Below are 12,401 nucleotides of genomic sequence, written 5' to 3'. Positions count from 1 at the left end.
AAAAAGATGAAGCTAAATACTCATAGCTCTACGCCTTTATATATGCAGTTAAAACAGGCTATTACAGAAGATATTAATAAAGGAGTTTATACTCCGGGTGAAAAACTTCCAATTGAAACGGATTTGTGCGATATATACGGAGTAAGTCGGATTACGGTAAGAAAAGCCGTATTAGATTTAGTAGAAGAAGGCCTTCTGATACGTCAGCAAGGAAAAGGAACCTTTGTTCAATATCCAAAAGCTAAGAGAGAGCTGTTTGCCGTTAATGGGCATACAGAGTATATGTCGGAATTAGGGAAAGTACCGCAGACTAAAATTTTGTCTTTTGGTATAAAACCTGTAAAAGCTCATGTGGCAAAGATGTTATCAATCCCTCCAGAAAGTGAAGTCCTTGAACTGCAGCGCATCCTGTATTATGACGACCAGCCTCTTACCTTAGAAATTTCTCACTACTCCTTAGAATTGTTACCACACTTAGATCAGCACGTCCATAATTCAGTTTCAATGTACGATACTATAAAAAATAAGTACAATATTACTCCGGTTCATAATAAAAAATTATTGAACATGGTATTTGCAAACGTGGATGAAGCAAAACATTTAGAATGTGAAGTCGGAGAGCCGCTGTTTAAAGTGGAAAAAGTGGCGTATGATGCACAAAAAAGACCGATTCATTCATCTTTTCTACACTACCCTGCGAATCGCGTTACGTTCACTATAGACAGTTCTAATTCTTAATAAAATAGCGCCTTGCTTTAAAAGCAAAGGCGCTATTTTATTCATTTTAAAACTATCGCACAGTCTGTATGATATTCTTTTCCATATCCAAATGCTCCGTAATTCTGACAAGTTTGTGATGCCACCAATGATCCATTATGGAGGGCTTTGGCTATGTTTTTTTCTGGTAGATAAGAAGAAAGAAAACCAGCTATAAAAGAATCTCCAGCCCCAAGCGTATCCACTACATTTGTAGGAATTATAGGCTGTTTAAATAACTGATTTTCGACTGATAATAAAGCTCCCTCTTCTCCTCTTGTCACGCATACGACACTGGTTCCTAACAGGTGTACTCGCTTTATTAAATTCATACACTCTTCTTCTGGCAGGCTGCTTCCTGAGAAAAATGCATAGCTGATATATGGACATACTTGCTGTAAATATTCCTCATCGTATCTTGTAGAAAAATCAAAGGAAATATCAATGATTTTATGTAGCAACGGAAGGTCAGATTCTAAATGACTAAAAACGCTCGTATGAAGAAGATCGTGCTGGCGAATATAGGTTAAATCCGATTCATTCAGCATTAGTTTTAACCTAGATTGAACGCCCCCTTTATTTGATCCTACAAAAACTCGATCACCTTGTTCATCAAGTGTTACAATCGCCATTCCATTCTCTCCTACAGCTCTTCTTACTCTGCTAATATCCATCTTTTCTTGCTGCAGAGTATTTACTACATGCTCTGCCGATTCGTCATTCCCCACGATTCCCATATAGGAAGACTGATGATTGCTCAATCTATTATAAAATACGGCCACATTTAGCGCGTTGCCGCCTGGATAGATCTTTCCTTGATCTTTATAGTAATCTACTACATTATCCCCTACTCCAATTAGTTTCATCTGCTTGTCCTCCTATTATTTAACACTTCCGTTAGCAATGCCACGGATAAAATATTTTTGCATAAATAAAAACAACATAACAATCGGTGCTGCTGAAATGGTCAGTCCAGCTAGTAATACCCCCCAATCTGTTTGCAAAGCGTCTCTAAATTGCATTAATCCTGCTGGGATTGTACGTAAACTGTCATCGTCGATAAAGATAATGGCAAACATAAATTCATTCCATGTGTAGTAAGCTGTCAAAATTGTCGTTGTTAATAAAATGGGCGTGCTCATTGGAATAAAAATTCGAAATAAAATCCCTAAGCTTGTACATCCATCTAACCGAGCTGCTTCCTCCAGTTCTTTTGGAATCGAAAGAAAATAAGCTCGAATTAACAAAATGGTTAAAGGAATTCGATAAGCAACATAAGGGAGAATCAGTGCCAAGTGTGTATTATAGATTCCAAGTTTTTGAATAATGCTATACAAAGGGATTAAACTTACCTGAGGAGAAAGCATAAGTCCTCCGAGACATATAATGAGGACAAAAGCTTTTCCTTGAAACTCAAAGCGTGATAGTCCATAAGCTCCTAACGCACTGACCAGGACCGTCAAAAAACAAGACGCGCCCGTGACGATCACACTGTTTAAAAAGTAAGAAGATATTCCACTTTTCCACGCTGTCACATAATTTTCAATTAGCCAAGTATGCGGCATAGACCAGCTGTGAGTAAAGATTTCCTCTGTGCTTTTAAAAGAACTTATAATCATCCAAAGCAAAGGATACGCAATGACGATAAAATAGACAATCAATCCGACATATACTATCGTTACACCTGTGTACCTCTTCTTTTTTCTTTCTTTAGTGGCTGTATTGACAACATTAGGTAAGGTGACATTTGTTTTAGGCATCTGCATCAAGCGTCTTCCTTTCCTGTTTTAAATGCTTTCATTTGAATAAGAGAAATCAACAGCGTAATAATTAAAATGACAGTAGCAATTGAGGAAGCATAGCCCATCATATCTTTCGAAAAGGCTGTTTTGTATAAATACGTACTTAGCACTTCAGATGATGTACCCGGTCCGCCTCCAGTTAAAATATAAGGTTCATTAAATACTGTAAAAGCACCAGTGAGCGTTAAAATAACAGCCACAAATGTCATTTCTTTTGTTTGCGGTACAGTAATATGAAAGAACATTTTAAATTTATTAGCGCCGTCTATTTCAGCTGCTTCATACAATTCAGGTGAGATTTTTTGTATCGCTACAATATACAGCATGGCAATATAGCCGATAGACTGCCACTGAGATACAGCAATAACTGCATAAATAGCCGTATTACTATCTCCTAGCCAAGGTTTTGCCAATGAGTCTAATCCGATCATTTTGAGCATTTGATTTAAAAGCCCCACTTCAGGATTGTAAAAAAAAGTAAACAATAAGGCAATAACGGTCATCGAAACCACTACTGGTAAAAAATAAACCGTTCGAAAAAAAGGAGAAAACCTTCGAATAAGTTTATCTTCTAAAACGGCAGCCACAATTAGACCGCCTCCTACTTGAAAAATAATTGAAATGACCGCATAAAGAATATTATTTTTGAGTGCCTGATAAAAGACAGGGTCTTTAAATAAGTGCACATAATTATCTATTCCTACAAAAACTTTGTCTGGTGAAAATGTGCTCCACTCATAAAGACTATCCCAAATATTCTGAAAAATAGGGATGTACACAAGTAGTAAAAAAGCAAAAGCAGGAAGAAGATATAAATAAGGGGTTAGCTTATTGCGTTTTAACATCGCTTTTTCACTTCCTTACTTTTTAGATTCAGCACGAACACTCGCTGCAGCTTTTTGCACATCTTTCATTACTTCTTTAGGTGTTTTATCACCATTTAGCATAAGCTGAGCCCCTGTTAAATAAGCATCTGCAATTCGAGCATCGATTGCCATATCAAACCATGGAGCCATCTCTTTGGCTTTTAAAATATTATCTACTGCTTCTAATTGCTCCGGTGTTGAATTACTGCTGTTAGCTGTATCATTTACTGCACTGTATTTCCCTACTTCTTTTACTAGCTTTTCACCCATTTGTTTTGATGTTAAAAATTCAAGAAATTCCATCGCTTCTTTTGGATGCTTTGTTTTAGAAGAAATCATAAACCCTTCAGGTGATCCAGTTAAATTAGTAGCATTTCCTTTTCCATCCTCTAATTTAGGAAAATTAAACATGCCAATCTTAAATTTCGTTGGACCGAAAAGCTTAATTTCAGCGGTTTCAGCATAAAACATAGCTGCTTTTCCATTTGAAAATTGTTGTCTTGCATATTCATGATCAATCGAATTTGTATTTTTATTAAAGTAAGGAACTAATTCTTCTAATTTTTCTAGAGCTTTTACATAGCCTTTATCCGTGAATGTCCCAGTTTTTGAATTATAGTCTTTTGAAAGAACGTCAGGCTTTACCATGCGCTGATTTAAGGTTCCTACGTAGTGAGAAATGGTCCACGTATCCTGGCTTCCAAATTCTAAAGCTGTATAATGCTTCTTTTTTAACACGCTTAAAACATTTAGTAGCTCGTTCCAGTTTGTAGGCGCTTTTAATCCTAATTTATCGAAGATATCTTTGTTGTAAAAAAACATTTTCCCGTCCATTGTGACAGGAACACCGTAAATTTTCTTATTAACGGTATATGGTTTAATTTGAGACTGAACAAGCTTGGAAGACCACGCTGAATCCTTCTTATAATAAGAGGTTAAATCTAAGGCTTTGTTTCCTCTGACAAATTGTCTAGCAAACTCATCGCTCCAAGAAAAGTACACATCAGGAGGGGTATTAGTACCTGTCATAACTTTAATTTTGTCTTTATACGAATCGTTTAACACCGCTTCTGTTTTAATATCAATATCAGGGTGCTGTTTTTCAAATTCTTTTACAACTTCTTCAAAGTAACTTTTTTCAGGTTCTTTTGGCCATCTGTGAAAGAATGTTAACGTTGTCTTTCCTGTGTCTGAGTCTGAAGACGTTTGTTTTCCCGCACACCCCCCGAGCATTAAAGAACAACTTAAAAGTGAGGCTAAGATTAAATTTGTCTTTTTCATATAGAAACCCCCTTATTGTAAGTGCTTTCATATATAAGTTATACTATAATGTTTTATAACATTATAGTATAACTCGTAAGGAAAATATACAGATTTCTATCTTTATTAGGGATTGTTATTAATATTCTACTTTCCACATGTAGCGTCTTTTACTTAAAGGATGATTGCGTGCTTCGGCTAATTCTTCGGCATACTGACGCAGTACACGATTTAATACAAGAGGAGCGATATACCCTTGCACATCTTTATCAATTCCTTCGAAGTCATATACTTTTGCATCTAGAACAGTTAATTTCTTTCCATATCGTTTAGAGAATGATAAGGCGCGTTCTTCTAAAGGTCTCGTTTCATCTAGTCCAGCTAGGATGATAAACGGTACGTTTTCATCAATAATTTCGAATGGACCGTGGAAATACTCTCCAGCGTGAATAGCGTGAGAATGAATCCACTGCATTTCCATCAAGATACAGATGCTGAATGAATAGGCTGCTCCATAGTTCGAGCCGCTGGCCATTGTATAAATAACCGGTTCAGACTTATGGGATTCAGCAAATTTTCTTGCGTTGCTCGCTTCGTATTCTAAAGCTTTTTCATAAACAGACTGTAGATTTTCTAAGCTAGTAACTAACTTTGCAAATTTATCATTTTTTTCTGCTACGTATAAGAGACCAAATACAAGCTGATATAAAACGCCTAAGTTTGTTTCAAAAGCATCGATGTCATTGCCCCACTCATACTTAATAAAAATATCTGCGCTGTGTGCTAAAGGTGAAGTAGGTTCATTTGTTAAGGCTACAGCATAAGCGCCTTTGCTTTTAGCGAACTTAGCTGCTTCTGTAGTCTCAGGAGTTGTTCCTGACATAGAACATAAAATAACTAAGGAGTCTTTTCCTAGCTGCTGCGGATTGCGGTGGATAAATTCGTTCGAGCTATACAAATCGGATGTAATATGTTGAGCTTCTCGATCTAGTACATACTTAGCTGGATACATGATCGCAGAAGATCCTCCACATGCGACGAAAAACACATTACGAATTTGCTTGCTTTTTAATTCGTTTAATACGGCTTGCACATCACTTTTTACATTCACTGCTGTTCTGCTCATTTTCCCCACTCCTCAAATAAAATATGATATACAACATTATGTAATGTTATATATTGTTATATTAAACTGCAAACGTTAACTAGTCAATACATTTATCAGAATATTTAACTTTTTTATCTACATTTGTAGAAATGCGCTCTTCTGTTTCTCCATCAAAAAAATGCACGTAGGTTAAATTCAACGAAAAATCCCCTTTGTCCCCTGCTTCAAACTCACATAAAAGAGGCACTCGGGCCACAAACGTTTGCTTTTCTAAACTAGCATATAAAATTGTTTCAGCACCTAGTACCTCTATCATATCTAGTGTCGTAGTGAAGCAAAACTCATTGTTCAACTCTCTCTTACTATCCTCTTTATGATATACAATGTGTTCAGGACGCGCACCCATTATGACCTCTTTCTTATTATGACCTTGAGAATGTAAAGCGTGTATTAGAAAATCAGGAAGCTGTATTTTAGTTTCGCCCATTATAAAATAAGTGCCTTGGAGATACCCCCGAAAAAAATTCATTGCGGGCGATCCAATAAAACTGCCTACAAATACATTCCTAGGATGTCTATAAATATCTTGAGGAGTTCCAATCTGTTGAATAATCCCGTCTTTCATAACAACTAGGCGAGTAGCCATTGTCATAGCTTCCACTTGATCATGCGTCACATAGATTGTTGTTGTTTGCAGCCTTTGATGCAGTTTAATAATCTCAGCACGCATCTGTACTCGCAGCTTCGCATCCAAATTAGATAATGGTTCATCCATTAAGAAAACTTTTGCTTCCCGAACAATAGCACGACCTAAAGCAACTCGCTGACGCTGCCCTCCGGATAAAGCTTTTGGCTTTCTATCTAAATATGTTTCTAGACCTAATGTTTTGGCTGCTTCATTTACCCGTCTATCAATTTCGTCTTTCTTTATTTTTTTTAACTTCAAACCAAATGCCATATTTTCTCGAACAGTCATATGAGGGTAAAGAGCATAATTTTGAAAGACCATAGCAATGTCACGATCTTTTGGAGCTACTTCGTTCATATGATCTCCATCAATGTAAAAATCACCTTTTGAAATCGTTTCTAGACCTGCAACCATTCGCAGCGTAGTAGATTTACCACAGCCTGAAGGTCCAACAAATACAACAAATTCTTTCTCTCCAATCTGAAGGTTAAAATCATTTACGGCGATATTTTTTTTATCATATATTTTATATACTTTATCTAAATGTAACATTGTCATCTCACCTCAGCTCCTTATATTTAAAGTTTGAGATACATGATTGCAAGTTACGCGTCTCTTTTTCCTTAATCCTTAATTCTTTCCTCCTTTTTATTTAAATTGTTAACTTGAGACATTAAAGTAACTTAATAACTATACTAATCGAATCTAGTTAGACAGAAAATAAATATGTAAAGGTTGCTAACACAAAACATACAAGCAACCGTTCACCTTCAAAAAAATAAAAACCTTCTCTAAAATAAGAAGGTTTCACATCATAATCTGCATAAAGACTGCCTTTGCCTTATTTCTGAAGATTTTATTACATATCTTCTTTGCCTTGACAGCTTGGACACTCATAAACATGCACAAAATAAAGTCCAATATGGTGGAATCGTTTACCTAAGCAATCTGGACATGTTCCTGCTTCGCGCATTTGTTCCCGTCGTTTGTCTCGCTGATTAGCTAAGAAATTTACAAATTTCATAAAAAAACCTCCCTCATGTTTTTGACTATAGGTTTTCCTGATGGTAGGTCTTTTATTCGACTAGGTGTATTTATAACAGCACCTGCTTGATTGTGCTTTTAAACTATACTCACGTTTTCCAATCATACAAAAAGGATAGATAGAGCAGTCTTATGACGCTCATCTATCCTTCATTTTCACCCTATATAATGTTTAATGCTATACAGGCGTATCACTATTTCCTAACAGATATCTAATTTTTGATACAGCTATCATATACAAATTATTCTTCTACTTTGTGTTTTTCTTTTTTCGGAAGAAACGGCCACCAATTTCCTTCTCCAAGCGTTACGACAATCGCTGGCATAAGAAGCGGAAGAATGACAAGGCCATAAAGTAAAAGACCAATAATAACAACCGTTGCTACATGAACAAGTGTTAATACACCCGATGGCATCATAGCCCCAAACGTTCCAGCTAAGATAATAGCAGCAGTAATAATAACCGATCCCATCTTACTCATGGACGTAACCATCCCTTCTGCTACGCCGCTTTTTACTTCTTCGTTAAAACGGTCTAACAAGAAAATAGAATAGTCAATTCCAAGGGCAACTAAAATAACAAAACTAAAGAATGGCACAGCCCAGCTGATTCCGTCATTCCCCATTATATCCACGAATAGAAGCTCTGAGATCCCCATTGCTGTATAATACGTAAGCAGCAGTGAAGCAATCATGTATACAGGCATGATCATTGAACGGAATAAAATGGTCAGCACAATAAACAATCCAATCATCATAATAACCATTGTGCGTGAAAGATCCGTTGTAGATAAATCTTTTAAATCCGCATTTGAGCTCGATACCCCTCCGTACACAATTTCTGTATCCTCAAACGGCGTATCAACGACTTCGCTTGCCACCGCTTTTTCAATATTTTTTACGGTTGAAATGGCTTCTTCAGAATATGGATTTTGATCGAGCACTACACTGAGCTTAACTCCTTTTCCATCTGCAAAAGAATAGTTATCGATGGATTGTTTAAACCCTTTATCTTTCATCACTTCTGCTGGAAGGTAAATACCCGTATCTCTAACTGTTGAGCTGTCACTCATGTTATCAAGCATATCTGTTGCTTTTGTTAAGCCATCTGAGATCTTCGTCAGTCCGTCATTCGCACTGTTAACGCCTTTTGCTAACTGGTTGATACTGTCTGATAACGTTCCAACTTGACCTTGCTGAGCTGAAAGATTCTTATTTGCTTGTTGGAGACCGGTTTGAATGGTAGTAAGCTGTTTACTGATTGCAACAAGCTGCGGAACCGCTTGCTGCACATTTCCTGTTGTAGAGAGCTGAGTGCTGATGAGCTGCAGCTGTTGATTAATTTGAGCTAATCCATCTGCAGCAGGTGCAAGCGACCCGCTAGATTTCTCTTTAGAAGCAGAACCCGTTTGGTCAGCTATTTGATTTAGCCCTTTTTCAACATCACTTAATCCTTTTTGTACATCTCCGATTCCTTTAACAGCATCTTTGATTCCGTCTGATACAGAGCCTAGCTGTGAATTAACATATAAATCATCAATCTTTTCTCCGGTAGGCTGTGTGATAGTCATAACAGAATCCACGTGATCCACTTTTTCAATTGCTTTGCTTATATTTCCTAAATAAGGAATAACATCCGCCTTTGTTAACTCTTTATCTCCTTTAATAATAACATTGACAGGAAACGCTTTTCCTTCTCCCAGTGCATCACTGATAGCATTTAGTCCTTTTATAGATTTATACTCACTGCTTATTTCAGCAGTAGAATCAAACGATACTTTTGAGTCGTACGTTACAATAAAAGGCACGGTAATAATCGCTGTAATGACTAAAAACACGAACGGTCGCGCCACCGCCTTTTTTCCTAAAAAGCCCCACAGCTTATTATCGCTATGAGAAGCCACTTTTTTAGACGGCCAAAATAATTTTTCTCCAAGCGTAACCATAAAAAGTGGAAGCAGAGTAAATAAAATGACTAGCAGTACACCTACGCCCACTGCTACCCCGACAGCCGACTGGAAAATGGCAAACTTGGCAAATCCAATGGCTGCAAACCCAATAAATACGGCAATTCCGCTGATAAATAGCGTTCTTCCTGCTGTACGATAAGCCGTGATCGTGGCCTCTGCTTTATCATGTCCGTTTGCCAACTCTTCACGGAAACGGTTAAGTAAAAGAATGCAGTAATCCGTACCAATTCCAAACAAAATAGCTACTAAGAACGTTTGCGTGAACGTTGAGATTGGAAAATCGACATTTTTAACTAAAATCCCTAGTAACGATTGACTGATTAAGTATGTGATTCCCACAATTAAAATAGGAATAAACGGTGTCACGACTGAACGGAAAACGAGTAAAAGCAAACCTAAAATCAAAAAGATAGTAATAAACTCGGTTTTCTTTAACCCTTCTTCTGAACTGTGTGCAAAATCCTGATTAATAAGAGATGCACCTGTTACATATGCCGTAGTGTCTTTTGGCACGCTATCATAAATCTGATTCGCTATTTTTTCAACTTTTTCATCCGATCCACTGACAGTAACCGGAACTAAAACGGTTTTTTTGTCTTTAGACATTAATTGATTACGAACATCTTGATCATCTGTTAAAGGCGTTGTGACATCTTTTACACCTTTAATTTTCTCTGTCTTATCAATGATTTTCTGTATTTGTTTCTCACTATCTTTATCTAATGCGTTATCTAACTTGATAACCATGCTAATGGTATTACTATCTTCTCCAGCATTTTTTAGAATTTGGCTGGCTCTAGATGAAACGGCATCGTCGGGAAGCTGAGACTGTCCTTTTTCACTTGCGAGCTTTGTTAAATTTGGTGACGTTAGCATCAATATAACCGTTAAAGCTAAAATAAAGGCCGCAATCACCCACTTAAATTTCACAATAAATTTCATTTTTTGCTTTCCCCTTTTATAGTTAACTTTTCTTTTGCCATTGTAAGAATTTCAATAAATGTATCTATTTTTTCTTCTTCTACATCATCAAACAAATTCTCAATGATACTAAAACACGCGGCATTTCCGTCATTTATTACCTTTTCTCCTTCAGCCGTAATCTTAATAAGCTTAGAACGTTTATCGCTCTCTAGTTCGTTAGTGTCCCACTCCACAAGCCCTTTTTCGAGCAGTTTTTTAATTCGATTCGAAATGGCACTTTTATGAACACCTTGCAAGACAGCAAGACTGCCTGGTGAAGATGGACCTTTAATCATTAAACTATTTAACAAATCAAACTGCTGCCTAGAGACATGTTCGAAGAGGTTATGGCTAAGCTCTCTGTGAATTACTTCTGTTCCTACAAACAGCACTTCTTCAAAAAGTTCTACAGCTTGATATAACTTGCTTTTCGTCACTTCTTTCCCTCCTTTACTCATTTAGTTTATAGGTATAAACTATTCAACTTTAAAAATAGTTTATAGGACTAAACTTTATTCTGTCAATAAATTTATGTCTGACTGTCTTCATATATGATAAAGATAAATAGAAATCCCGAAAGATACCGCTTACATCAGCTTTTTTGGTTGTCAAAGCTCCATCACTTAAGTATTATTAATAATTGACTTCTTTTCAAGGAGATATAAATTTTATACACAGAAAGGGTGATCACACATGAATACAATGCATGCTAATGAGCAGGTCAGTAAGAAAGATTCCTTTCCAATTGCTCTCATCTCATTGACTCTTGGAGCTTTTGCCATTGGAATGACGGAATTTGTTATTATGGGGATACTGCCTAACGTTGCGGAAGACCTTCATGTTAGCATTTCGACTGCTGGACAGCTAATTACAAGCTATGCTTTAGGAGTAGCAATCGGCGCGCCAATTTTAACTATTTTTACTCATCGACTTCCTCAAAAGCTTCTGCTTTGTTTACTTATGCTTTTGTTTATTCTCGGAAATGCAATTGCTATTGTTGCACCCAGCTATGGAATTTTAATGGGAGCTCGTTTAGTTACGGCATTATGTCACGGTACTTTCTTTGGAGTAGGCGCTGTTATTGCTTCACGGCTCGTACAACCTCATAAACGTGCAAGTGCTGTCGCAACGATGATGGCAGGTTTAACCATTGCAAATATCATCGGCGTTCCTGTGGGAACATTCATTGGGCAACACTTAGGCTGGAGAGCTTCGTTTGGAGCTATTACGATCATGGGGATTATTGCATTTATTGGTATTATTCTGTTTATCCCAAAGCTTGGTCAAGACAAATTAACGGGTCTAAAACAGCAGTTTGCTGCTTTTACTCAACCAAAACTTCTTGTGATGCTTCTTTTAAGCGCAATAGGATGCGGCAGTTTATTTACTGTATTTACGTACATTACACCGCTTCTTGAAGACGTTACAGGAGTAAGTGAACATAGCGTTACGTGGATACTTGTATTATATGGATGCGGCGTTACGCTCGGAAACGTTGTTGGAGGCAAGCTAGCAGACTGGAAGTTAATGCCTTCGGTTGTAGGTATATTTGCTTTTCTTTGTATTGTGCTGACTATTTTTACGTTTACTGTCAAAAGCCCAACAGCAGCTATTATCACGCTGTTTTTCTGGGGAGCAGCAGCATTTGCTGTAATGCCTGGTATTCAAGTGAAAATTATGAACTTAGCACAGGAAGCACCTGCTTTAGCTTCTACTTCGAATCACTCGTTTGCTAACTTAGGAAATGCTTTTGGCGCCTTTTTCGGAGGCGTAATTATTAACCATATGGGACTTACTTCACTTCCTTGGGTTGGCGCCATTTTTGTAGGAACGGCTTTTATTATCAGCACTTGTCTTTTTATTGTGGAGACACGCAAAAAACATAGTGAACAATCGTTCTAACTGTCTAACAACCGAACAATAAGTAAAAAAGAGCCTTTCTTT

At 37.1% G+C, this 12,401-nt stretch carries 11 protein-coding genes; 2 read left to right on the top strand and 9 right to left on the bottom strand.

Features of this window, described 5'->3' with window-relative positions; genetic code table 11:
• Positions 1–6 precede the first annotated feature (6 nt).
• On the top strand, positions 7–738 hold the full coding sequence (locus tag BG04_RS23600; RefSeq protein ID WP_016764160.1) for a GntR family transcriptional regulator: 732 nt from the start codon (positions 7–9) through the stop codon (positions 736–738).
• Positions 739–779: 41 nt separating this feature from the next.
• Here BG04_RS23600 and BG04_RS23595 read toward each other — a convergent pair whose 3' ends face one another.
• The 9 genes from BG04_RS23595 to BG04_RS23560 form a co-directional block, all read right to left on the bottom strand.
• Entirely contained in the window at positions 780–1,622 is an 843-nt protein-coding gene (locus BG04_RS23595) for a fructoselysine 6-kinase (protein ID WP_016764159.1), read from the bottom strand.
• Positions 1,623–1,637: 15 nt separating this feature from the next.
• A complete protein-coding gene (locus BG04_RS23590; RefSeq protein WP_016764158.1) occupies positions 1,638–2,522 on the bottom strand; it encodes a carbohydrate ABC transporter permease in 885 nt (294 codons plus the stop codon).
• Entirely contained in the window at positions 2,522–3,403 is an 882-nt protein-coding gene (locus tag BG04_RS23585) for a carbohydrate ABC transporter permease (RefSeq protein ID WP_016764157.1), read from the bottom strand. Before BG04_RS23585 ends, BG04_RS23590 begins: the two co-directional genes overlap by 1 nt.
• A gap of 15 nt (positions 3,404–3,418) precedes the next feature.
• Positions 3,419–4,705, bottom strand: coding sequence for an ABC transporter substrate-binding protein (locus BG04_RS23580; protein WP_034651990.1), 1,287 nt, complete (start codon positions 4,703–4,705; stop codon positions 3,419–3,421).
• 118 nt (positions 4,706–4,823) lie between these two features.
• A complete protein-coding gene (locus BG04_RS23575) occupies positions 4,824–5,810 on the bottom strand; it encodes an SIS domain-containing protein (protein ID WP_034651993.1) in 987 nt (328 codons plus the stop codon).
• 79 nt (positions 5,811–5,889) lie between these two features.
• The gene (locus tag BG04_RS23570) at positions 5,890–7,038 is read right to left on the bottom strand and encodes an ABC transporter ATP-binding protein (protein WP_034651995.1); all 1,149 of its coding nucleotides are present in this window, start codon (positions 7,036–7,038) and stop codon (positions 5,890–5,892) included.
• Between the two features lie 301 nt (positions 7,039–7,339).
• Complete coding sequence (locus BG04_RS31115; RefSeq protein WP_016764155.1) at positions 7,340–7,504, bottom strand: hypothetical protein; 165 nt, start codon at positions 7,502–7,504, stop codon at positions 7,340–7,342.
• Between the two features lie 262 nt (positions 7,505–7,766).
• Positions 7,767–10,436, bottom strand: coding sequence for an MMPL family transporter (locus BG04_RS23565; RefSeq protein WP_034651997.1), 2,670 nt, complete (start codon positions 10,434–10,436; stop codon positions 7,767–7,769).
• Positions 10,433–10,894, bottom strand: a complete 462-nt coding sequence (locus BG04_RS23560; RefSeq protein WP_013083205.1) for a MarR family winged helix-turn-helix transcriptional regulator — start codon at positions 10,892–10,894, stop codon at positions 10,433–10,435. Before BG04_RS23560 ends, BG04_RS23565 begins: the two co-directional genes overlap by 4 nt.
• 256 nt (positions 10,895–11,150) lie before the next feature.
• Between BG04_RS23560 and BG04_RS23555 the strand changes: the two genes are divergently transcribed.
• Positions 11,151–12,359 (top strand): MFS transporter, encoded by a 1,209-nt coding sequence (locus tag BG04_RS23555; RefSeq protein ID WP_034652000.1) that lies wholly within the window; start codon positions 11,151–11,153, stop codon positions 12,357–12,359.
• Positions 12,360–12,401: the final 42 nt, after the last annotated feature.

The organism is Priestia megaterium NBRC 15308 = ATCC 14581 (assembly GCF_000832985.1).
Lineage (GTDB): Bacteria > Bacillota > Bacilli > Bacillales > Bacillaceae_H > Priestia > Priestia megaterium.
This window is presented reverse-complemented; position numbering and strand designations above follow the sequence as displayed.

Bases quoted from the DNA above. Each gene is read 5' to 3' on its own strand.
- BG04_RS23565 (WP_034651997.1), bottom strand. From the start codon at position 10,436: ATGAAATTTATTGTGAAATTTAAGTGGGTGATTGCGGCCTTTATTTTA.
- BG04_RS23595 (WP_016764159.1), bottom strand. From the start codon at position 1,622: ATGAAACTAATTGGAGTAGGGGATAATGTAGTAGATTACTATAAAGAT.
- BG04_RS23555 (WP_034652000.1), top strand. From the start codon at position 11,151: ATGAATACAATGCATGCTAATGAGCAGGTCAGTAAGAAAGATTCCTTT.
- BG04_RS23570 (WP_034651995.1), bottom strand. From the start codon at position 7,038: ATGACAATGTTACATTTAGATAAAGTATATAAAATATATGATAAAAAA.
- BG04_RS23575 (WP_034651993.1), bottom strand. From the start codon at position 5,810: ATGAGCAGAACAGCAGTGAATGTAAAAAGTGATGTGCAAGCCGTATTA.
- BG04_RS23580 (WP_034651990.1), bottom strand. From the start codon at position 4,705: ATGAAAAAGACAAATTTAATCTTAGCCTCACTTTTAAGTTGTTCTTTA.
- BG04_RS23585 (WP_016764157.1), bottom strand. From the start codon at position 3,403: ATGTTAAAACGCAATAAGCTAACCCCTTATTTATATCTTCTTCCTGCT.
- BG04_RS31115 (WP_016764155.1), bottom strand. From the start codon at position 7,504: ATGAAATTTGTAAATTTCTTAGCTAATCAGCGAGACAAACGACGGGAA.
- BG04_RS23600 (WP_016764160.1), top strand. From the start codon at position 7: ATGAAGCTAAATACTCATAGCTCTACGCCTTTATATATGCAGTTAAAA.
- BG04_RS23590 (WP_016764158.1), bottom strand. From the start codon at position 2,522: ATGCAGATGCCTAAAACAAATGTCACCTTACCTAATGTTGTCAATACA.